The 20,763-nt window shown below is 69.6% G+C and carries 19 protein-coding genes; 11 read left to right on the plus strand and 8 right to left on the minus strand.

Features of this window, described 5'->3' with window-relative positions:
* Positions 1 to 55: 55 nt before the first annotated feature.
* The gene (locus ACIBO2_RS27030) at positions 56 to 820 is read right to left on the minus strand and encodes a FadR/GntR family transcriptional regulator (RefSeq protein WP_397300260.1); all 765 of its coding nucleotides are present in this window, start codon (positions 818 to 820) and stop codon (positions 56 to 58) included.
* A complete protein-coding gene (locus tag ACIBO2_RS27035; protein WP_397300263.1) occupies positions 817 to 2,277 on the minus strand; it encodes an amidase in 1,461 nt (486 codons plus the stop codon). Before ACIBO2_RS27035 ends, ACIBO2_RS27030 begins: the two co-directional genes overlap by 4 nt.
* A 247-nt stretch (positions 2,278 to 2,524) precedes the next feature.
* On the opposite strand from ACIBO2_RS27035, the gene ACIBO2_RS27040 reads away from it, so the two are divergent.
* The 5 genes from ACIBO2_RS27040 to ACIBO2_RS27060 are packed head-to-tail and all read left to right on the plus strand — an operon-like array spanning position 2,525 to position 7,813.
* Positions 2,525 to 4,051, plus strand: a complete 1,527-nt coding sequence (locus ACIBO2_RS27040; protein WP_358550433.1) for an ABC transporter substrate-binding protein — start codon at positions 2,525 to 2,527, stop codon at positions 4,049 to 4,051.
* A 16-nt stretch (positions 4,052 to 4,067) separates the two neighbouring features.
* Positions 4,068 to 5,018: an ABC transporter permease gene (locus ACIBO2_RS27045; protein WP_358550435.1), complete on the plus strand. Its 951-nt coding sequence runs from the start codon at positions 4,068 to 4,070 to the stop codon at positions 5,016 to 5,018.
* A complete protein-coding gene (locus ACIBO2_RS27050) occupies positions 5,015 to 5,893 on the plus strand; it encodes an ABC transporter permease (RefSeq protein ID WP_358550437.1) in 879 nt (292 codons plus the stop codon). The genes ACIBO2_RS27045 and ACIBO2_RS27050 overlap by 4 nt, the downstream gene beginning before the upstream one ends.
* The gene (locus ACIBO2_RS27055; protein ID WP_358550439.1) at positions 5,890 to 6,939 is read left to right on the plus strand and encodes an ABC transporter ATP-binding protein; all 1,050 of its coding nucleotides are present in this window, start codon (positions 5,890 to 5,892) and stop codon (positions 6,937 to 6,939) included. The genes ACIBO2_RS27050 and ACIBO2_RS27055 overlap by 4 nt, the downstream gene beginning before the upstream one ends.
* Entirely contained in the window at positions 6,932 to 7,813 is an 882-nt protein-coding gene (locus ACIBO2_RS27060) for an ATP-binding cassette domain-containing protein (protein ID WP_358550441.1), read from the plus strand. The genes ACIBO2_RS27055 and ACIBO2_RS27060 overlap by 8 nt, the downstream gene beginning before the upstream one ends.
* Before the next feature lie 106 nt (positions 7,814 to 7,919).
* On the opposite strand, the gene ACIBO2_RS27065 is transcribed toward ACIBO2_RS27060, so the two are convergent.
* The gene (locus ACIBO2_RS27065; RefSeq protein WP_397300270.1) at positions 7,920 to 9,314 is read right to left on the minus strand and encodes an FG-GAP and VCBS repeat-containing protein; all 1,395 of its coding nucleotides are present in this window, start codon (positions 9,312 to 9,314) and stop codon (positions 7,920 to 7,922) included.
* Positions 9,315 to 9,381: 67 nt separating this feature from the next.
* On the opposite strand from ACIBO2_RS27065, the gene ACIBO2_RS27070 reads away from it, so the two are divergent.
* On the plus strand, positions 9,382 to 10,611 hold the full coding sequence (locus ACIBO2_RS27070; RefSeq protein WP_397300273.1) for a cytochrome P450: 1,230 nt from the start codon (positions 9,382 to 9,384) through the stop codon (positions 10,609 to 10,611).
* Here the strand turns inward: ACIBO2_RS27070 and ACIBO2_RS27075 are convergent.
* The gene (locus tag ACIBO2_RS27075; RefSeq protein ID WP_397300276.1) at positions 10,601 to 12,001 is read right to left on the minus strand and encodes an MFS transporter; all 1,401 of its coding nucleotides are present in this window, start codon (positions 11,999 to 12,001) and stop codon (positions 10,601 to 10,603) included. The genes ACIBO2_RS27070 and ACIBO2_RS27075 overlap by 11 nt on opposite strands.
* Before the next feature lie 61 nt (positions 12,002 to 12,062).
* Here ACIBO2_RS27075 and ACIBO2_RS27080 point away from each other — a divergent pair, with 61 nt between their 5' ends.
* From ACIBO2_RS27080 to ACIBO2_RS27100, 5 genes are all read left to right on the plus strand, one after another.
* A complete protein-coding gene (locus ACIBO2_RS27080) occupies positions 12,063 to 12,995 on the plus strand; it encodes an STM4015 family protein (RefSeq protein WP_358550449.1) in 933 nt (310 codons plus the stop codon).
* On the plus strand, positions 12,992 to 14,143 hold the full coding sequence (locus ACIBO2_RS27085; protein ID WP_358550451.1) for an STM4014 family protein: 1,152 nt from the start codon (positions 12,992 to 12,994) through the stop codon (positions 14,141 to 14,143). The genes ACIBO2_RS27080 and ACIBO2_RS27085 overlap by 4 nt, the downstream gene beginning before the upstream one ends.
* A 118-nt stretch (positions 14,144 to 14,261) precedes the next feature.
* The gene (locus tag ACIBO2_RS27090) at positions 14,262 to 15,056 is read left to right on the plus strand and encodes an STM4013/SEN3800 family hydrolase (protein WP_397300809.1); all 795 of its coding nucleotides are present in this window, start codon (positions 14,262 to 14,264) and stop codon (positions 15,054 to 15,056) included.
* Positions 15,056 to 16,342, plus strand: coding sequence for an STM4012 family radical SAM protein (locus ACIBO2_RS27095; protein ID WP_397300280.1), 1,287 nt, complete (start codon positions 15,056 to 15,058; stop codon positions 16,340 to 16,342). Before ACIBO2_RS27090 ends, ACIBO2_RS27095 begins: the two co-directional genes overlap by 1 nt.
* Positions 16,329 to 17,204, plus strand: coding sequence for an STM4011 family radical SAM protein (locus tag ACIBO2_RS27100; RefSeq protein ID WP_397300283.1), 876 nt, complete (start codon positions 16,329 to 16,331; stop codon positions 17,202 to 17,204). The genes ACIBO2_RS27095 and ACIBO2_RS27100 overlap by 14 nt, the downstream gene beginning before the upstream one ends.
* A gap of 166 nt (positions 17,205 to 17,370) precedes the next feature.
* On the opposite strand, the gene ACIBO2_RS27105 is transcribed toward ACIBO2_RS27100, so the two are convergent.
* The 4 genes from ACIBO2_RS27105 to ACIBO2_RS27120 all read right to left on the minus strand — a co-directional run bounded on the left by ACIBO2_RS27105 (position 17,371) and on the right by ACIBO2_RS27120 (position 20,687).
* Positions 17,371 to 18,621, minus strand: coding sequence for a DUF6745 domain-containing protein (locus ACIBO2_RS27105; RefSeq protein ID WP_397300285.1), 1,251 nt, complete (start codon positions 18,619 to 18,621; stop codon positions 17,371 to 17,373).
* Between the two features lie 223 nt (positions 18,622 to 18,844).
* On the minus strand, positions 18,845 to 19,162 hold the full coding sequence (locus ACIBO2_RS27110; RefSeq protein ID WP_358550459.1) for a hypothetical protein: 318 nt from the start codon (positions 19,160 to 19,162) through the stop codon (positions 18,845 to 18,847).
* Positions 19,163 to 19,271: 109 nt separating this feature from the next.
* A complete protein-coding gene (locus ACIBO2_RS27115) occupies positions 19,272 to 19,946 on the minus strand; it encodes a TetR/AcrR family transcriptional regulator (RefSeq protein WP_397300288.1) in 675 nt (224 codons plus the stop codon).
* Between the two features lie 99 nt (positions 19,947 to 20,045).
* A complete protein-coding gene (locus ACIBO2_RS27120; RefSeq protein WP_358550463.1) occupies positions 20,046 to 20,687 on the minus strand; it encodes a biliverdin-producing heme oxygenase in 642 nt (213 codons plus the stop codon).
* Between the last annotated feature and the right edge of the window lie 76 nt (positions 20,688 to 20,763).

Here is a 20,763-nt window from a genome sequence, read left to right on the forward strand (position 1 = left end):
ACATCTGCTGAGCGGCGCGCCCGCGCCCTGAGATCAGACCCCGTGTGGTGGAAGCTCAGGGCTCTTCGTCCAGGAGCGCGAGCAGCAGCCCCTGCTCGTTCTCGGTGACGTAGCCGGCGTAGTAGTCGTAGAGATTGCGCCGCGAGATGCGTGCCGCCGCCAAGCCGTCCCGTTCCCGGATCGCCTCCAGCACCTCCTGGTGGTGGTGGAGCGACTCTCGCATGAGCGCCGTGCTGTTGAGCGCGTGGGCGACCTTGTCCGAGATCAGCGAGAGGACGGCGTCCCTGACCACCTGGTTGCAGACCTCGATGAGGGAGTTGCGGCTGGCCCGGGCCACCGCCTCATGGAAGGCGACGTCCGCCTTGCTGAACTCCTCGTACCCTGCCTCGATCGCGTCCGACATGACGGCGATCGTCCGTTCCATGGAGGACAGCTCCTCCTCGGACCGCAGCCGAGCCGCCAGCAAGCTCGCCGACCCGTCGAGGATCATGCGGAACGAGATCAACTCGGCCATCGACATATTGTCGAACTGGACGAGCCGGGTCATCTCCTTGGTCAGACCGGCCGGCGAGAACGGCAGGATCTCTGGGCCGTTCGGGTCGCCCGGACGCGAGCGGACGAGCCCGTTGCTCTCCAGCACGCGCAAGGCCTCTCGCACTGTGGGCCGGCTCGCCCCGAACTGCGTCACCAGCTCTCGCTCGCTCGGCAGCCGTTGACCGGGCTTCAGGTCACCTCGAACGATCGCTTGCTCGATCTGCTCGACGATGCGCTGGTAGAGCCGTACCGGCGAAACCTGCCGGAACTGTGCCCCGTCACTCATGGCTTCTTCCCCTCGAGCGTGGTCCATGTCGTCTTCTCCCCGGTGGGCGCCCCGGGGGCGCCGTCCGGCCAGCGCGGGACCGCGTCGGCAGGTCGGTTCCGTTCGTACCACGCCGCCGCCCTCAAGACGCCGAGATCGTCGAAGCGGCGGCCCGCGATCTGCACCCCGATGGGCCGACGGTCCGCCGTGAAGCCACAGTTGACGGTCGCGGCGGGTTGCCCCGACATGTTGTACGGCGCGGTGAAGCCGATGTGGGACATGGTCTTCCCGTCCCCCATGAACGGCATCGGCTGCTCAGCGGGAAACGCCGCCACCGGAGCGACCGGCGAGAGCACGAGGTCGTACGGAAGCGTCGCCGCCACGGTCCGCGCCTGGATGCGCATGATCTGCTGGTAGCACTGGAGTAGCCTTGTGCCCGATATGTCCGCGCCCCCCTGGCACCATTGGATGACGTAGGGGTGGACGCGCAGCCCGGCCTCGGGCGCCAGTTCGCGGAAGTCGTTCCAGGACCGCACCCGCCAGAACAGATCCAGGTCATCGAGGAGATCTTGGCTCATGAACGGCTCGACCGGCTCCACGACGGCTCCCGCCGCCTCGAAGACTGCGGCGGCACGGTTGACCGCGGCGAGGATCTCGGCGTCGCACGGCTCCCCGCAACCGGCGTCCATGTGCACGCCCACCCGCAGTCCGCGTACATCGCCCTCCAGCGCCGACCAGTCGATGTCCTGCGGTGGCAGGCTCGACCAGTCCCGGGGATCCGGTCTGCTCAGGACGCGCATGAACAGGGCCGCGTCCGCCACGGTGCGCGTCATGGGGCCGGCGTTGCGCCCCAGGTACGGGGTGTCCAGCGGGATCCTCCCGTAGCTGGGCTTGAGCGTGGCGAGTCCCAACCAGGTGCCCGGCAGCCGGATCGATCCCCCGATGTCGGTGCCGACATGGAGCGGACCGTATCCTCCGGCGGCCGCGGCCCCCGCGCCGGAGCTGGAACCGCCCGTGGTCCAGGCGGCGTTCCAGGGGCTGCGCGCGATGCCGTGCCGGCTGGAGACCCCCGAGGAGAGCATGCCCCAGTCCGGCATCACGGTCGACCCGAGTATCACCCCGCCGGATTCGACGACCCGCGCGGTGATGGGCGCGTCCGCCTCGGGGGTGACCGGCTCGACCCCCGCGTTGCCCGAGGGCATGGGGACGCCCCTGCGGGCGATGTTCTCCTTCAGCGTCACAGGCACGCCGTCGATCGGCCCGAGCGGTTCCCCAGCCGCCCATCGGGCCTGGCTGGCCAGGGCCGCCTTACGGGACTCGGCTGGATCGCGCACCCAGAACGCGTTGAGCACACTCTCACGCGCCTCGATCACCGACTGGACGGCGTCGTGGACTTCGACCGGCGACAACGTGCGATCAGCGAATCCGGCCACCATCTCGGCGGCGGGCATGGCGGCCAGACCGTGTTCCGTGAGCACCCGCTCTCCTTCGGTCGCGATACGGGGGGCATTCGAACTCTTGACAAGTGCTGCTTCAGTCGCCACGGTACCTGCAAGTGAGCTTACTGGTCAGGCCAGTCATAGCGAAAGGTGGCGTCTATGACGAGGGACACCAACGCGCCATCGAGCGGGCGGCGCATCATGCCTTCGCCCTGGCCGGTCGGCGGTCGGGGCACCTGTGCCTGGTGACCAAGTCCAACGTGATGGAAAGCCAGGGGTTGAACCTATGAAACCTAACAAGCAGCGGACGCGGCACATCGGGACGGTCGCGGCCGCGCTCGCATCGCTGCTGCTGACAGCCTGCTCGGCCGGGTCCACGACAGCGGGAAAAAGCACCGGCGGCCCTGCGGGCGACGCCCTGAAGATCGGCCTCGTCGCCGAGCCGGCCAACCTCGACTTCACCAAAACCGAAGGTGCGGCCATTCCGCAGGCACTGCTCTACAACGTCTACGAGAACCTGGTGAAGGCGGACCAAACCGGGAAGATAGGGCCAGATCTGGCCACGTCGTGGACCCTGTCCAAGGACCGCAAGACATACACGTTCCAGTTGGTGAAGGACGCCAAGTTCAGCAATGGCGCACCGTTCACGGCCGAGGACGCCAAGTTCTCCATCGAACGCGTCACCTCCGGCTGGACGATAGCGCTGAAGTCCCGGATGGACGTCGTCGACACGGTGCAGGCGGTGTCGCCCACCGAACTGAAGGTGACCCTGAAAGAGCCGAGCAACAACTGGCTGTACTGGATGACCACCCGCGTGGGCGCGATGTTCAGCCGGACCGGCGTGAGCAAGCTGGCCACCGAGCCGGTGGGCACCGGCCCGTACGCGCTGAAGTCGTGGACCCGCGGCGACTCGATCACGCTGGCCCGTAATGATGGCTACTGGGGGCCCAAACCGCACTTCGCGTCGGTCACCCTCAAGTACTTCAAGGACCCGACGGCCATGCACAACGCGCTGCTCACGGGCACCATCAACGTGATCGGCACGATGCAGCCCCCGGACGCTCTGGACCGGTTCCAGAACAACCCGAAGTACCAGATCATCGAGGGCTCGACCAACGGCGAGGTGGTCCTCTCCTTCAACAACGGCTCGGGCCCGCTGAAGAATCTGAAGGCCCGCCAGGCGGTCCGCTACGCCATCGACCACAAAGCCCTGGTGGACACCTGCTGGGCAGGCCGCGGCAAGCTCATCGGCAGCATGGTCCCGCCGACCGACCCGTGGTACGAGGACCTCGCGAACGAGTATCCGTACGACATCGGCAAGGCCAAGAAACTCCTTGCGGAGTCCGGCGAGGCCGGCACCACCCTGCGGCTGCGGCTGCCGACGCTGCCTTATGCCACCGCGTGCGGCACCGTGGTCAAGAGCCAGCTCGAACAGGCCGGGTTCAAGGTCGAGCTCGACCAGCTGGAGTTTCCCGCCGCCTGGCTGACCACCGTGTTCAAGAACGCCGACTATGACATGTCCATCATCTCCCATGTGGAGCCCCGCGACATCTATACGGTGTTCGGGAACAAGACCTACTACACCCGCTACGACAACCCTGAATTCCGCGCGTTGCTGAAGAAGGCGGACGAGGGCACTCAGGAGCAGGAGATCACCTCCATGCGAGCGGCTGCCCGGCTGCTGTCCAAGGACGCCGCGGCCGACTGGCTGTTCCTGCTGCCGAACCTGATGGTGGCGGACAAGGACATCACCGGCCTGCCCGTGAACTCCGTCTCCGAGTCACTGGATCTCACCGGTCTGGGCCGCTCGTGAAAGGCGGCGTCAACCGATGATCGTCCGTCTGGTGCAGCGGGTCGCGATCCTCCTGGCCAGCCTTGTCGTGAGCTCCGTGCTGGTGTTCGCGTTCATGGCGGTGCTGCCAGGGGATCCGGCCCGTGTCGCCCTCGGCGTCAACGCGTCGGACGCGGCGGTGGCGCAACTGCGCGCGGAGTTCGGGCTCAACCGGCCGCTCGCGGCCCAGTACCTCAGCTGGATACACGGACTGGTGACCTTCGACCCGGGAAACTCCTACATCTCGCACACGCCGATCGGCCCGCAGATCGCCGACCGCCTTCTGGTCACCCTGTGGCTCGTCGGCACCGCGATGGTGCTCGCCTTCGTCCTGGCGGTCCCCATGGCCACGCTCATGGCCATGCGGCACCGCAGGCCGTCCGGGCTCATTCTCTCGGCCCTGTCCCAGGTCGGCGTGGCCGTCCCGGCCTTCCTCGCGGGCATCCTCCTGATCACCGTGTTCGCGGTGGGGCTCGGGTGGCTGCCGGCGAACGGCTGGACACCCCCGGCGCAGGATCCGGTCCTGTTCCTCAAACAGCTGGTGCTGCCCGCGCTGTCCCTCGGCCTGGTGCAGGGGGCGGTGCTCACCCGCTACGTCCGCAGCGCCGTGCTCGACGTCCTCCGGGAGGACTATCTGCGCACCGCTCGCGCCAAAGGACTTCGCCCGACGCGGGCACTGCTGCGGCACGGCCTGCGGAACGCGGCGGTGCCCGTGGTCACGGTCATGGCGTTGCAGCTCGCCACGCTGCTGGTGGGCGCGGTCGTCATCGAACGGGTCTTCGTCATCCCCGGGCTCGGGAGCCTGCTGCTGGACAGCGTCTCCAACCGGGACCTCATCATGGTGCAGGACGTGGTCATGATCATCGCAATGGCGGTGCTGCTGGTGAACTTCCTGGTGGACGTGATCTACCTGATGATCGACCCGCGGCTCAGGGCGGGCGCGTCATGAGTGCTCCGGACACCGAAGCCGCTGCCGCGTCCACGGTGCCCGACGGCCGTCGGCGGCGCCGCCCGATGACAGGCAGCCTTCTGGTGGGCGGTCTCATCGTCTCGGTCGTGCTCGGCATGGCGCTGCTGTCCTTCGTGTGGACCCCGCACGACCCGACCCTGGTGAACGCCTTGGCGCGGCTGCGGAAGCCGTCGCTGGAGTACTGGTTCGGCACGGACAAGTTCGGCCGCGACGTGTTCAGCCAGATCCTGGTGGGCTCGCGCACCACGCTGTTCGTCGGCTTCGTGGCGGTGGGAGTCGCGGCCCTGGTCGGGGTGCCCCTCGGCATCGTCGCCGGGATGGCGCCCCGCTGGTTCGGCGAGCTCCTGATGCGCGGCAACGACCTGCTTCTCGCCTTCCCGGCGCTCCTGCTGACCATCATGTTCGCCGCCGTGTACGGCGCCAGCACGCTGGTCGCGATGATCGCCATCGGCATCGCGTCCATCCCCCATTTCGCCCGGCTGACCCGCAGCGGCACGCTGCAGGTGATGAAGACCGAATACGTCATCGCGGCGCGCGCGGCGGGCCGCAGGCCGTTCTCGATCGGCCTGCGGCATGTCCTGCCCAACGTCAGCAGTCTCGTCATCGTCCAGTCGTCGGTCGGTTTCGCCATCGCCGTACTCGCCGAAGCCGCGCTGTCCTTCCTGGGCTTCGGCACCCCGCCCCCGGTACCGTCCTGGGGCCGGATGCTGCAGGAGAGCCAGGAGATGTTGTGGTCGGCTCCCCGGCTGGCCGTGTTCCCGGGCATCGCGATCGCGGTGGCGGTGCTCGGATTCAACTTGCTCGGTGACGGCCTGCGCGACCGTTTCGACCCCAAGCTGGAGGACCGCCGATGACCCCGGCACCTGACACGGCACCGGCCTCCGGGCCGGACGACGTCCTGGCCGTGCGGAATCTCGACGTCGCGGTGGGTGGCCTCAAACTCCTCGAAGATGTCGACTTCACCATCCGGGCCGGCGAGCGGGTCGGTCTGATCGGTGAATCGGGGTCGGGCAAGTCGCTGACGGCGCTGAGCGTCATGGGGCTGCTGCCTGATGGGCTCTCGGCCACGGGTTCGGTGCGGCTCGCCGGAGTCGACCACGACCTGGTGGGTGCCGACGAGGCGCGGATGTCCCGGGTGCGGGGCAAGGAGATCGCCATGGTCTTCCAGGAGCCCATGACCGCTCTGAACCCCACGATGAGGGTCGGGCGGCAGATCGCCGAGGTGCTGCTGATCCACCGGACCAGGCCCGACCGCGCCTCCGCTCAGGCCGCCGCCGTGGAACTGCTCGCCCAGGTGGGGCTGCCCGATCCCGCGGCCGCCGCGACCGCCTACCCGCACCAGTTCTCCGGCGGCCAGCGGCAGCGGGTGGTGCTGGCCATCGCCCTCGCGAACGACCCCGCGCTCCTGGTCTGCGACGAACCCACCACCGCGCTCGACGTCACGGTGCAGGCGCGGGTGCTCGACCTGATCGTGCGGGGCGTTCAGGAACACGGGTCGGCCATGCTCTTCATCACCCACGACCTGGCCGTGGTGGCCACCGTCTGCGAGCGGGTCATGGTCATGTACGGCGGGCGGTTGATCGAGTCCGGCCCGGTCCGGGAGGTGTTCACGCGCCCCCGGCACCGCTACACCCAGGGCCTGATCGGCGCGTCGGACCTGACCATGGTCGACGACCGCGGCCGGCTGGCCACGATCGGCGGGTCGGTTCCGCCGGCGGGCCGCTTCCCCGCCGGATGCGTCTTCAGGAACAGATGCGCTCAGGCGACCGACGTATGCGCCACCAGGCCGGAATGGGTCCCTACCGGGCCGGACTCCGGCTACGCCTGCTTCCACCCGGTATCCCAGAGCGCCGCACGCGGGACCGGCACACCCATGAACCAGGAGGCCGGCCGTGGCTGAGCAGCCGACCAGCGCCCCCCTCGCACCCGGGTCGCAGACCGGCCCCCCGGACGCCATCAGCGTCCGTGACGTCACGCGCGACTACCGGCGGCCTCGTACCTCGCTGCGCCACCCCAGCCCGCCGGTGCACGCCCTGCGCGGCGTCAGCTTCGCCGTCCCTCAGGGGCAACGGTTCGGCATCGTGGGCGAGTCGGGGTGCGGCAAGTCGACCCTGCTCCGCATTCTGGCCGGGCTCGACCGCCCCACCAGCGGCAGCGTCGCGATCGACGGCCGGGACATCACCGGGCTCCGGGAGAGCCGGCTGCGGTTCGTCCGCGAGCGGCTCCAACTCGTCTTTCAGGACCCGATGAGTTCGCTGGACCCGCGCATGCGCGTCGGCGACATCGTGGCCGAGCCGCTCGTCGCGCAGGGGCATCCCAATCGCAGGGAGCGGGTGGCCGAATTGCTCGAGGCCGTCGGCCTGCGAGCCGACGCGGCGGACCGCTATCCCCACCAGTTCTCCGGCGGCCAGCGGCAGCGCATCTCGATCGCGCGCGCTCTCGCCCCCCGTCCGAAGATCATCGTGGCCGACGAGCCGGTGAGTGCCCTGGACGTGTCCGTACGGGCCCAGGTGCTCAACCTCATCGCCGACCTCGTCGACGAGCTGTCCCTCACGCTGGTCTTCGTCTCCCACGACCTGTCCGTGGTACGTCATGTGTGCGACCGGGTCGCGGTCATGAATGACGGGGAGATCGTGGAGATCGGGTCCACGGAGCAGGTGTACGAGGAACCGCGACATTCCTACACACGCAGCCTCATCGCCGCCGTTCCGACTCTGGGCAAGGCACTGTCCGGTGTGTCGGCGGCCGACCTCAACCGGGAGTACCGACCGTGACCGCCCACGTCGAACCCGCCGACGGCGACAGCTCCGTGGGGAGGGAGTTTCCCGCGGGTCTTCCCATCGGCGACAAGTGTGTATCGCCTCGCCTCTCGGGCTGGGATCAGCCGAACGCGTAGCCGTACAGGCCGGGGCCGCTGCTCAGCTCGCGGACCTTTCCCGGGAGCAGGCCGGGCCGCAGGCCCGTCTGGCGCGAGCCGGGCACGTACAGCACCTTGCCCTGGTCCGGCGCCGCCACCACCAGCCCGTACAGCGGACGTTCCTTGGTGAGCTGCCGGTAGCGCCCGCCGAGCGCGGGCAGCGCGGCCAGGGACGCGCCGAAGTCGCGCCCCTTGCCCTTGATGAGCAGGTTGCCGTCCTTCGTCAGCCCGCCCTTCCTGGCCCCGGCCAGCACTTGGACCCCCTTCTCACCGGGTACGCCGACGGCCAGCTCGTCGTCGCCGTCGCCGTTGAAGTCCCCGGCCGCCAGCGCGGCGCCGAACCGGTCGTAGTACCGGGGCGTGCCCTTGAGCAGCCGCTGCGTCCACATCTCCGACCGGGGGCCGCGCAGCAGCGCGCTCCCGCTCCCGTACAGGACGTGCACGGCCCCGTCGCCGTAGTCCATCGCCCGCTGGTTGGCGCTCAGCCCTTCACCGGGTACGCCGACAACCAGGTCGTCGTGCCCGTCGGCGTCGAAGTCGCCGGTCGTGAGGGCCGCCCCGAACGCGTCCCACTTCTCCGCCGAGCCCTTGATCCCGGGGCTGCTCTGGGTGAGGAGCCCGGCCCGCCGGCTCCGCACGTCGATGACGGTCACGGAGCCCTGGCCGTCCTGGGTGACACTGTCGGCGGGCGCGCCCACGGCCAGCTCGGCGCGTCCGTCGCCGTTGAAGTCGCCGCTCGCCAGGGCCGCGCCCCACTGGTCCGTCACGCTCGCCGCCTGCCGTACCCAGGGGGTCTTCTGGGTGATCTGGTACGGCTTGCGGCCCTTCATCCAGTAGATCGTGACGCCCCCGCCCGTACGGTGGCCAGGGGCGCCCACCGCGAGCTCGTCGCGTCCGTCGCCGTCGAAGTCACCGGCGGCCAGCGACGCCCCGAACCGGTCGCTCGACGGCTTCGCCGGCGCCAGCTCCCTGCCCGGCCGCAGGCCCGTGGGCGAGCCGTGGAACAGCTCGACGACGCCGTTGCCGTCGGCCCCCGGCACGCGCTCGCCCACGAACTCCTCTGACACGCCCACCGCGAGGTCGGCGCATCCGTCTCCGTTGAAGTCGCCGACCGCGAGAGCCGAGCCGAACGAGTCACCCGGCTCGGCGCCCTCCTGGGTCAGCTTCTCCTTGCGTCCGCTGCCGTAGACGACCGTCACGGAGCCGGCCCGCCGGTTGTCGTAGGGGGCGGCCACCGCCAGATCGGGACGGCCGTCGCCGTCGAAGTCGGAAGGGGATCCGCCACACGACGGAGCCGCGGCGTGGCTCGTACCCGAAACGAGGGGAAGAACCAGGCAGGCGGCTAGCAGTGCGTTCATACCGGTAGGTATTTCCACCCCGGCCGAACCAGGTCTTAACGCTACGGGAACGTGCCAGGATAGGCGGGTGGACATCGACCTCGCGGATCTGGGTTTCTGGCGCCAGGCCCCCAAGGCCCGGCATGAGGCGTTCGCCAGACTCCGGCAATTAGAGCATCCCGTGTTCTTCCCCGAGAAGAAGGTGCCCTTCCTCCGGTCCGGCAGCGGCTTCTACGCCCTGGTCAGGCACGCGGACGTGGTCGAGGCCAGCCGCGACGCCAAGGTCTTCTCCAGCGAGCCCGCCGTGACCAACCCGGAGCCGCCGGGCTGGGTCAAGCAGGTGTTCGGCGAGTCGATGGTCAACATGGACGACCCGCGCCACGCCCGGCTGCGGCGCATCGTCACCCGCTCGTTCAGCCCGCGCATGCTCTCCGGCCTGCAGGACGACATCGAGGCCGCGTGCGAGCGGATCGTCGACGACGTCATCGAGCAGGGCCCGCGCGAGTTCGTCGGCCAGGTCGCGGCCCGGCTCCCCATCCACGTCATCTGCGACATGATGGGCATCCCCGATGACCTGCGGGCGAAGGTCCACGAACACGTCGACGTCTCCACCGCCTACACCGGCGTACGCCCCAGCCTGGTCCGCAGTGTTCAGCTCGCCGGCCAGAACATGCTGGCCCTGCTCGCCCTCCAGCGCATGGTGATCAAGCTGGGGCACGAGCGGGCCGCCGATCCACAAGGCGACCTGGTGTCCCTGCTGGTCACCGCCAACCCCGACGGCGAGAAGCTCACCGACCGCGAGCTCGGCTCCTTCTTCGCCCTGCTCCTGGTGGCGGGCAACGAGACCGCGCGCAACACGATGGCCCACGGCATCAAGCTGCTCACCGACAACCCCGCGCAGCGCGACCTGCTGATGGAGGATTTCGACGGCCGCATCGGCAACGCGATCGAGGAGATGGTCCGCTACGTTTCGCCGATCATGCAGTTCCGGCGCACGCTGACCCAGGACTACTCCCTGCGCGGCCTGGAGCTGAAGAAGGGCGACAAGGTGGTCCTCTTCTACGGCTCGGCCAACCGCGACGAGAGCGTCTTCCCCGATCCCGACAGCTTCGACATCACCCGCGAGACCAAGCCGCACGTCGGCTTCGGCGGGCCTGGCCCGCACTTCTGCCTGGGCGCCAACCTGGCCAGGCAGGAGATGCGGACGATGTTCCGGGTGCTGCTGACCAGGTTGCCGGAGATCCGCGCGGTCGGCGAGCCGGAGCTGCTGCTGTCCAACTTCGACAACAGCGTCCGCAGTCAGGGCTTCACGTTCTGAGCTGCTCTTCCGGGGCCAGGACGTTCCTTCTGATCGTCAGGAAGGTGATCAGTGCCGCGACGGCCATCATCGCGGCGCTGATCAGCATCGCGGTGTGGAAGCCCGCGTTGAAGACGGGCGGGTTCTTGAAGGCGTCGCCGACCAGGCCGACCAGGGGCGGCACCGCGGCCACCGCGAGCAGGCTGCCGGTGCGGGCCACCGCGTTGTTGACGCCGCTGGCCGTACCGGCGTGGCGCTCTTCGACGGTTGCCAGCACGGTCGCGGTCAGCGGCGCCACCGCCGCCGACAGACCGAGCCCGAACACCGTGACCGCGGGGATGACCTGAAGAGGGTACGAGGCGCCGAAGCCGATCGTGCTCATCAGGAGGAACCCGAGCCCGGCCACCAGGATGCCGATCGTCATGGGCCAGCGCGGGCCGTAGCGCTTGGCCACCTCACCGGCGCGCGCCGACAGCAGCAGCATAAGGATCGTCGTCGGCAGCAGCGACAGCCCGGCCGGGGTCGCCGCGAACCCGGACACCACCTGCAACTGCACGACGAGCAGGAAGAACACCACGCCCATGGCCGCGTACATGATCAGTGTCACCACGTTCACGGCCGTGAAGACCCGGTCGCGGAAGATGCTCACCGGCACCAGCGCGTCGGGGGACCTGCGCTTCTCCAGCACCACGAACGCCACGCCCAGCGCCACCCCCACCACCAGCGGGATCGTCGCCCCCTTCTCGATCAGGCCGTAGGTGAGGAAGGCAAGGGCCAGCGCCGCCAGCACCGCGCCCAGCACGTCGAACCGGCCCGCGGCCTGCTCGTCCCTGCTCTCGGGCACGTGCCGCACCGTGACCAGCACGACCAGCGCCGCGACCGGCAGATTGAGCAGGAACGCCCACCGCCAGCCCGCCGTCTGCACCAGCACCCCGCCCAGCAGCGGACCGATCGCGGCGGCCACCCCGCCCAGCCCCGACCAGGCGCCGACCGCGCGCGGCCGGTCGTCCCTGACGAACGACGCCTGGATGATCGCCAGCGACCCCGGGGTGAGCAGCGCGCCGCCTACCCCTTGCAGCGCGCGGGCGGCCACCAGGAGCTCGACGTTCGGCGAGAGCCCGCACAGCGCCGAGGCCAGCGCGAACCAGATCGTGCCGATCAGGAACACCTTGCGCCTGCCGTAGCGGTCACCGAGCGAGCCGCCCAGCAGGATCAGCCCGGCCAGGGTGAGCGTGTAGGCGTTGATCGTCCACTGCAGGCCGGCCATGTCCGCGTCGAGGTCGTCGCCGAGGAAGGGCAGCGCGACGTTCACCACGGTGCTGTCGAGCAGGGCCATCCCGGAGCCCAGCACGGTGGCCGCCAGGATCCAGCGCCCTCGGGCGGACTTGAGCGCTACATGGTCGTCCTGCATAAAGGCAATCTTGTCACCTCTTTCTGGTACATCTGAGCTCCCCCCGATGAGAGGAGCCCAGTTGTCCTTCCACCAGCATCTCCCGTCCTTCTACGACTTACCGGTCTGTGATCGAGAGGACGGCGAAGAGCTGCCCGCCGACGCCGCCTGGCGCGTCACCGGAATGTCTCCCTACGGGGAATCGGACGCGCCGTCGCTCCGGGAGGACCTCGACGACCTGTTGAGCCGGGTGGACGGCACGCGCATCCGGGCGATCGTGGTCGGACAGTGGGGTCCCGACTACGACTCCCCGGCGGACGTCGCGGTCGAGGCGCTGACGGGGGTTGCCGACCGGCTGCCAGCGCTGGAGGCGGTCTTTCTGGGCGACATCGTCTCGGAGGAGTCCGAACTCTCCTGGATCAGTCAGGGCGACATCACGCCGCTGCTCGCGGCCTATCCGCGGCTGAAGCGGCTCGACGTGCGCGGCAGCACTGGGCTGCGGCTCCAGCCCATCGTGCACGCCGGGCTGGAGATCCTTCGGTTCGAGTGCGGCGGGCTGCCCGCCGGAGTGGTCCACGCGGTCGGTGAGAGCTCGTTCCCCGCGCTGCGCCACCTGGAGCTCTGGCTCGGCGAGGAGAACTATTCCGGCGACTCCGGACCCGGCGACTGGGCCGGGATCCTGGCCGGCTCCGGCCTGCCCGCGCTGCGCCACCTCGGCCTCCAGGACAGCGAACGGCAGGACGAGGTCGCCGCCGCCGTGGCCGCCGCGCCGATCGTCGTGCGGCTGGAGTCACTCGACCTGTCGATGGGCGTGCTGACCGACGAGGGCGCCGAGGCGCTGCTGTCGGGGCAGCCGCTGACCCACCTGCGCAGCCTCGACCTCAGCCACCACTGGCTGAGCGAGCCTATGATGGCCCGGCTCCAGGCCGCCCTGCCGGAGGTCCGGCTCGACCTGTCGGACGTGCAGGAGAATGAGGATGACGAGGACTGGCGCTACATCGCGGTGTCGGAGTGAGCGTGCCCGCCTTCGCCGTCGTCGGTACTCCCGGGGATCGGCGGGTCCGCCTGTTCGCCGCCGCTCTTGAACGTCACGGGCTGCCCGAACCGTACATGGTCGCCTGGTCCGACGTGCTGACCGGCGGGTCGCCCCATCCGGGGGCGCGGCGGGCCTGGTGGCTGGGTCTGCCACGCGGAGCGCTCGTACGAGTCGAGTCGCCGGGGGAGGACGCCGCCACGGACGCGCTCCTGCGCGGGCCGGGCGATCCCACCCGCGTCGGCGGGGGCGCGGCGTGGCACGCGGCGTTCGTGCGCGGCCTGAGGTCCGTACGGGAGGCGGTGGCACGTACCCCTGGGGCCCGGCTGCTCGGGGATGTGGCGGAGATCGCGGTGATGTTCGACAAACGGCGCTGCCACGCCCGGCTGCTGGCGGCCGGGGTGCCGGTGCCTCTCGCGCTGCCTGCCGGTGAGCCTGATGAGGGCTCTGTTCGCGGTCCGCTCAGTGGGTTGATCGGTGGCTATGCCGGGTTGCGGGCGCGGATGCGTGCGGCCGGGTGGAGCAGGGTGTTCGTCAAGCCCGCTCACGGCTCATCCGCCTCCGGGGTCATCGCGGTGGAGGCCCACGGAGACCGGGTCAAGGCGGTTACCTCTGTCGAGCTCGGGCCGGAGCTCCACAATTCTCTGCGAGTCCGCTCCTACGAGGACGAACCTTCCGTCGCGGCCATCATCGACGCGTTGGACCCCGATGGGCTTCATGTGGAGCGGTGGTTCCCCAAGGCGTCGATCGGCGGGCGGGTGTTCGACCTCAGAGTCGTCGTGACCGGCGGGCGGCCGACGCACGCGGTCGTGCGAACCAGCCTCGCTCCTATGACGAACCTCCACCTCGGCGGCGCGCGCGGAGACCTCGGCGAGGTGCGCTCGGCGCTCGGCGAGACCGGTTGGGCGCGCGCCATGGACGTCTGCGCCAAGGCCGCCGCCTGCTTCCCCGGCAGTTCGGCGGTGGGGGTGGACCTCCTGGTCGGGGTCGATCGGCGGCGGTTCGCGGTGGCGGAGGTCAACGCGTTCGGAGACCTGCTGCCGGGCCTCATGGGGTTGCCGGGCAGTGGAGCCGACGGGCTCGACACCTACGACGCGCAGGTGGCGCTGGCACTGAGGCGGGCGGCGTGAGGGCATTCGGGGACCCGGGTGTCTTCGAGAGGACCGTGTTTTCCAAGAGGACCGTGTTTTTCGAGCGGGCCGGATGCCTCGAGCGGGCCGGATGCCTCGAGGGGGCCGGATGAGGGACATGCGCGCGGTGGTCGGGACACACGACCTGCTGCTCGTCACGCTCGACACGCTGCGCTACGACGTCGCCGCCGAGGCGCTCGCGGCCGGACGGCTGCCCAACCTGGCGCGAGCCCTGCCGGGCGGGGTATGGGAGCGTCGGCACACGCCGGGAAGCTTCACCTACGCGGCCCACGCGGCGATGCTGGCCGGTTTCCTGCCGACTCCGGTCACGCCGGGACCGCACCCCCGGCTGTTCGCCGCCGCCTTCCCGGGCAGCGAGACCACCGCCGAGGGCACCTGGTGCTTCAAGGCCGCGGATCTGCCCGCCGGCCTGGCTCAGGCGGGCTATCACACGATCTGTGTCGGTGGCGTCGGCTTCTTCAACAAGCGGACCCCGCTCGGCTCCTCACTGCCGGACCTGTTCGCCGAGTCGCACTGGGAGCCGGAGTTCGGCGTGACGGCCCCTGACTCATTCGAACGGCAGATCGACCGGGCGGCGCGCGTCGTCGAGGGCCGTGAGGGGCCGGTGTTCCTGTTCGTGAACGTCTCCGCGCTCCACCAGCCCAACCACTTCTACCTGCCGGCCGCCACCGCCGACGGCCCGGCCAGCCAGGCCGCTGCCCTCGCCTACGTCGACCGGCACATCGGCCGGTTGTTCGCGCTGATGAGCGCGCGGCGGCCGTGTCTGGCCATCGTCTGTTCCGACCACGGCACCGCGTACGGCGAGGACGGGCATGTGGGCCATCGCATCGGCCATGAGGTGGTGTGGACCGTGCCTTATGGGGAGTTCGTGCTTGGGAAGGGAACGTGGTGATGACCCCGTACGAGGGATATGTCTACGCTTATCCGCACAAGACCGCCTACCGTCCCCTGGAGCCCCGGCCGCCACTCCGCGAAGTGTGGGCGGGCGAGCGGACCGAGGCGCTTTTTCTGTACCTGCACATCCCGTTCTGCGAGATGCGATGCGGATTCTGCAACCTGTTCACCAGGACCGGCGCGCCGGAACACCTGGTCGCCGCCTACCTCGACGCCCTCGAACGCCAGGCCTCGGCCATTCGGGAAGCCATCCCCGAGGCCCGCTTCGCCACGGCGGCCATCGGCGGCGGCACCCCCACCTATCTGTCGGCCGCCGAGCTGACCAGGCTCTTCGACCTGGCCGAACGCATTCTGGGCGCCGACTTCCAGGCGATCCCGCTCGGCGTGGAAACCTCGCCTGCCACCGCCACTCCCGACCGCCTCGCCGTGCTCGCGTCACGCGGCGTGACCAGGCTGTCGATCGGCGTGCAGAGCTTCATCGACGCCGAGGCCAGGGCGGCGGTACGGCCCCAGCGCCGGGCCGAGGTCGAGCGGGCGCTGGCCGCCATCCGGGCCTCTGGGGTGCCGACCCTCAACATGGACCTCATCTACGGCATCGATGGGCAGACGGAGACGTCGTGGCGCTATTCGCTGGACGCCGCGCTGGCCTGGCAGCCGGAGGAGCTGTATCTGTATCCCCTGTACGTACGGCCGCTGACCGGGCTCGGGCTGCGGCGGCGCGACTGGGACGACCAGCGGCTCGCCCTCTACCGAGCGGGCCGCGACCATCTGCTCGCGGCAGGCTACGAGCAGGTGTCGATGCGCATGTTCCGCTTACCGGCTGACGCCCCCGCGGGCGTCGAATACTGCTGCCAGCGCGACGGCATGATCGGCCTCGGCTGCGGTGCCCGCTCCTACACCTCTCGCCTGCACTACTCCTTCGAGTACGCGGTGGCCGTCCGCCACGTGCGGGCCATCATCGACGACTACGTACGGCTGCCCCAGGAGTCGTTCGCCCACGCCAACGTCGGCTTCGAACTGGACGGCCCCGAGCGCCGCCGCCGTCATCTCCTGCAGTCCCTCCTCCAGGTGGAGGGCCTCGATCGGCCGGCGTACAAAGAGCGGTTCGGCGCCGACGTACTCGACGACTTCGATCTGTCCGGCTTCGCGGACCGGGCCTGGCTCGAATCGGCGGCCGAACGCATCAGGCTCAACCCCGAGGGCCTCGCCCATTCCGACGCCATCGGCCCGGCCCTGTTCTCCGCCCGCGTACGAGAGCTGATGGACTCCTATGACCAGCGCTGACCTGACCATCCTCTATCGCGGCCCCTTGGCCAGCTGCGACTACGACTGCCCGTACTGCCCGTTCGCCAAGCGCCGAGACACTCCCGCCCAGCTGCGGGCCGACCGGGCGGCGCTCGAACGCTTCACCGCCTGGGTGTCGGCGCAGCGGTTCGGCATCTCAGTGCTGTTCACGCCGTGGGGGGAGGGTCTGGTCAGGTCGTGGTATCGACGGGCGATGGTCGATCTCAGCCACCTCGGACACGTGTCGCGCGTGGCCATCCAGACGAACCTCAGTGGCCGCACCCGCTGGCTCGTCGACGCCGATCTCGACACGCTGGCACTCTGGACCACCTACCACCCCGGCCAGGTGACACATGACCGGTTTCTCGCCGGCTGCCGTGAACTGTCGGCGAAGGGCGTCCGCTACAGCGTCGGCGTTGTCGGCCTCCCCGAGCACCTCACACCCGCACGCCTCCTGCGGGCCGCCCTTCCACCGGAGGTGTACCTCTGGATCAACGCGGCCGAGGGCGGCTCCTACACGGACACGGAGGCGGCGGACTGGACCGCCCTTGATCCCCTGTTCGCCAACAGCCGTCACCCGCACACCAGTGGTGGTCTGCGCTGTCGTACCGGGGAGAGCGTGATCTCCGTGGACGGCGAGGGGGAGGTGCGGCGCTGCCACTTCGTCCCGGATCGCCTGGGCAACCTCTACGACGGTACGGCGCTGGCGGCTCTGCGGCCCAGGGGCTGCCCAAAGGGCTCTTGCGATTGCCATATCGGATATGTGCACCTGGAGCCGTTGGGCTTGTACGACACGTTCTCCGGGGGAGTCCTCGAACGCATCCCAGCGGGCTGGCCACCCAAGGACACCGCCTTGGGATGACCATGCGAGGCCGATCCCGACAGGGACCGGGCCTCCGGGCACCGGTCGGAGATCGCGAGGCCGTGGCGGGGATCGCGAGGCTATGGCGGGGATCGCTAGGCCGCGATGACGGGGATCGCGAGGCCATGGCGGGGATCGCGCGGCAGACCCGCACCGGCGAGGCCGGTCACGTCTCCCGTTCGGGTCGGTAATCGCCCGCCGCCAGCCCGAACGTCCAGGCCACGCCCTCCTGCGCCGTCCTGGTCCATGGCGGCACCCGCAGGAAGTAGGTCCGGCTGGTGCCGTCGGGCTCCGGCGTGGAGTTGACCACCTCGACCATCGCCAGCGGCTCGTCGTCGGGCAGCTCCAGCCGCCACAGCACGCCCGCCGCGTCCCGTTGGACCGGCGTGGCAGCCGACTCGGTGAGGTAGCGGTCAAAGCCGAAATGCTCCAGCATGACGCGGCGCAACTCGGCGTTCTCCTCCTGTCGGATGCGCTCGGGCGTGAGGTCCGCCATGGCGGCCCCGAAATCGGCGGGGACCGGCATGCCATGCCAGCCGTACAGCGCGAACCCGTCGGCGAACGCCAGCGCGGGACCGGTGGCCCGATGCAGGCGGCCGAGGTCGTCGCGGTGCATCGAGACAGGGCGCTCACACAGTACGGCCACCCGCTCGAACGGCCACCACCATCCTGCCGCCCTCGCCACCCGCATCAGCCCGTCGAGAGACGCGACGTGTCGAGCGTCGCCGTCGAGCCCATCGAGCCCGTCGAACAGCGCCAGCCACGGCGCGTCCTGCTGACCGTACACGGCATCGAGAGTGGCCCGCCGAAGCAACGCCGCCGCCTCTGCCACGTCATCGTCGACGCCGTCATCGACCGCTGCGGCCCCGCCGTGGCCACCGTCCGCCGCGCCTGCCGTGCTCGCCGCGCTTGCCGCCCTTGCCGACGCGGCGATGCCTGTGCGGATGTCGTTCACCAGACGGTGGACGCCGGGCCAGAGACGGGCGCCGGTGAGCTGCCAGGCGTGGGGCCAGACGTGGACACCAAGCGTGGCGACCACCTCCGCCCGGGCCCGCTCCCAGGGCCCGGTGCGTACGAGCTCCCGGACGGACGGCCCAGCCTCGCCAACTCCGGAGAACTGGGCGCTGACCTCGTCCATCACCCGCCTTAGCCCGATCGAGTCGAAGGTGTCGCGGACCGCCGCGCCGCCCGTGAGGAGAGCCGCCGCGACCGCACCCTGGGCAGGGGAGGAGAGCCAGACGATATGGTCAGGCTCCGCCAGCCCCACAGCCTGATAGGCGGACCGGACACCTGCCTCGGCCTCGGCCCGGTCGGCCGGGCCACTCGCGAACGCGATCTCTTCCCAGGCGGACGCGGTCCCGGTCAGCCGGGTCGCCATCTCGGCGGAGACGAATGCGGACACATCAGTAGTCGTCATCGATGAAGTGCTCCTGGATCGGGGGGTGGGGTACGGCGGCGCAAAACGGATGAGCGCTCCCATTGACGCCCCAAGGTCAGCCGCTGGACCAGGCCACGGTGGGGGCTCACCGACAGAGCCACTGTCAGTTGGCTGGGCCAGGCCGGGGTGGGGGCTCACCGACAGAGCCACTGTCAGCCGGCTGGGCCAGGCCGCGGTGGGGGACTCGCCCACAGAGCCACTGTCAGTCGGCGACGAGCCGGTAGGCACCCGGGACGTATTCGCGCTGCCTGACCACCCGGAACCACCCCTTGGGCAGCGAGATCTCGGCATGCTCCTCATGGACCAGCCGTCCGCCAAAGGGCAGGCGCAGATAGGACGAGCCCCGATCGACCAGCAACGTCCCCGGGCCCGGGATGGCGTGGGTATGGCCGGTGGCCTCGCCGAGCGCGAGCACGAGGCGGCCGCGCGCGTCACGGGGCGCGGATGGTGCGGATTTCAGATGGTTGGGCACCGAGTCCTCGGCGACCGGAACGATCAGGATGTCTCCCTGACGGAACATGCGAACCTCCTCGGTGATCTACCTCGAAGGTAGTGAGGAGGACCGACAATTCACCGCGATCTGTCGTGGACGGGCCGGGCCAAGTTGACGAGAGGCGTTGCCCAGGCTCTCAGGAGGTGAGGCGTTCCGCAGGGCTCTCAGGGGTGAGGTGATCCGCAGGGCTCTCAGGGGTGAGGTGATCCGCAGGGCTCTCAGCGCCCAGAGCCCTTAGCACGAAGCCCGTCACCAACTGGCCCGCCGCCTCGACGGTCACCGCGCCACTGATCAGAGGCACCCGCTCCGCGCCGATCACCGCGATGATCATTCGGGCCGTCGCCTCGACGTCGACCACCTGGAAATCGGCCGACTCGATCCCGCTCTCCAAGATCTCCACCAGGATGCGCTGCATGGGCGCCACGTGCTCGGCGAGCTGCTGGTAGGCGTCAGGGCCGAGGGCGGCGCTGAGATCCGCCGCTCCAGGGTGCGGGTGCGCCAGCAGGCCGGTCAGCTGCAGCCGGACGAACACCCGCAGCCGGTCGGCGGGGGAGGCGACGGCCGGCAGCTCCTGCTCGTAGCTTTCGATGAAGTAGCTGGTGACCCGCTCGGTGAAGGCCAGCAGCAGGGCGGCCTTGTCCGGGTAGTAGTTGTAGAGGACGGTCCGGGTGATCTCGGCCTCGTTCGCCACGTCCGTCATGGAGATGGCGTCGATCCCCTGCACCCTCGACAGGCGGGCGACGGCCTCGAGGATGCGATCACGCGTCTGGGCTCGGTGCTCACCGATGGTGGCTGCGGAGATGCGGGGCATGCGTCCATGGTAGGCCGGTGTCCATCCCGCTATAGGCCGACTTCTATAGGCCGGACTTCGCGTACGAGAGGTGTGGGATGGACCAGCCTCTCAGGCACCCTATGCTGCGGCCTTGATCACGTGGAGCAGCTCGCCGAGTACCTCGGTGTTGAGCTGGTAGGCCAGCTTGACCTCACGGATCACGCGATGCTGCTCCCGCTCGCCGAAGGGCAGCGCGTCGAGGCGGGCACGATATTCGTTCTTGAATCGGGGCAGGCTGCCGACCTCGTCGAATAGGTAGAAGTCGACCCCGCCGCCCTTCTGGTAGCCGTAGATCTTCTGCAGCTCCATCCGGATGAACTGCCCGCCCGACAGGTCGCCCATGTAGCGGGTGTAGTGGTGGGCGATATAACCGCCCGGCCAGTCGGCCACCTGCTCGATCCGCGCCACCAGGGTCCGGGTCGCCTTCGAGGGCACGATCCGGTCGCGCCAGCCGGCACCGTAGACGGTCTGCAGGTCACGCTCCAGTGCCTGCTCCCGATAGAGCTCCGGGAAGACGAACCGGCCGGCCACCGGGTGATCGGCCAGGGCCTTGGCGGCGCCGTCGAGGGCGAGGTAGGCGAAGTAGTGCTGGGCGACGAGCTCGCCGTAGTCGTGCTCGCTCAACCGGCCGCTCATCAGCTCTTTGAGGTAGCTCTCGTCCTCGGCCGACTCGTGGTCGCCCCAAGTGGCGTTCTTCAAGGTCTCGGAGAACGACGTCACGCTTCACCCCAATGTGTTGCCAGGTCTTTCATGACAAAGTGTCACAAACCCTGGACGGGCCCGTCAAGTTGATGAC

This window comes from Nonomuraea sp. NPDC050022 (assembly GCF_044460705.1).
Taxonomy (GTDB): domain Bacteria; phylum Actinomycetota; class Actinomycetes; order Streptosporangiales; family Streptosporangiaceae; genus Nonomuraea.

Bases quoted from the DNA above. Each gene is read 5' to 3' on its own strand.
- ACIBO2_RS27115 (WP_397300288.1), bottom strand. From the start codon at position 19,946: ATGCCCCGCATCTCCGCAGCCACCATCGGTGAGCACCGAGCCCAGACG.
- ACIBO2_RS27045 (WP_358550435.1), top strand. From the start codon at position 4,068: ATGATCGTCCGTCTGGTGCAGCGGGTCGCGATCCTCCTGGCCAGCCTT.
- ACIBO2_RS27075 (WP_397300276.1), bottom strand. From the start codon at position 12,001: ATGCAGGACGACCATGTAGCGCTCAAGTCCGCCCGAGGGCGCTGGATC.
- ACIBO2_RS27030 (WP_397300260.1), bottom strand. From the start codon at position 820: ATGAGTGACGGGGCACAGTTCCGGCAGGTTTCGCCGGTACGGCTCTAC.
- ACIBO2_RS27040 (WP_358550433.1), top strand. From the start codon at position 2,525: ATGAAACCTAACAAGCAGCGGACGCGGCACATCGGGACGGTCGCGGCC.
- ACIBO2_RS27095 (WP_397300280.1), top strand. From the start codon at position 15,056: ATGACCCCGTACGAGGGATATGTCTACGCTTATCCGCACAAGACCGCC.
- ACIBO2_RS27100 (WP_397300283.1), top strand. From the start codon at position 16,329: ATGACCAGCGCTGACCTGACCATCCTCTATCGCGGCCCCTTGGCCAGC.
- ACIBO2_RS27105 (WP_397300285.1), bottom strand. From the start codon at position 18,621: ATGACGACTACTGATGTGTCCGCATTCGTCTCCGCCGAGATGGCGACC.
- ACIBO2_RS27065 (WP_397300270.1), bottom strand. From the start codon at position 9,314: ATGAACGCACTGCTAGCCGCCTGCCTGGTTCTTCCCCTCGTTTCGGGT.
- ACIBO2_RS27050 (WP_358550437.1), top strand. From the start codon at position 5,015: ATGAGTGCTCCGGACACCGAAGCCGCTGCCGCGTCCACGGTGCCCGAC.
- ACIBO2_RS27055 (WP_358550439.1), top strand. From the start codon at position 5,890: ATGACCCCGGCACCTGACACGGCACCGGCCTCCGGGCCGGACGACGTC.
- ACIBO2_RS27110 (WP_358550459.1), bottom strand. From the start codon at position 19,162: ATGTTCCGTCAGGGAGACATCCTGATCGTTCCGGTCGCCGAGGACTCG.
- ACIBO2_RS27090 (WP_397300809.1), top strand. From the start codon at position 14,262: ATGCGCGCGGTGGTCGGGACACACGACCTGCTGCTCGTCACGCTCGAC.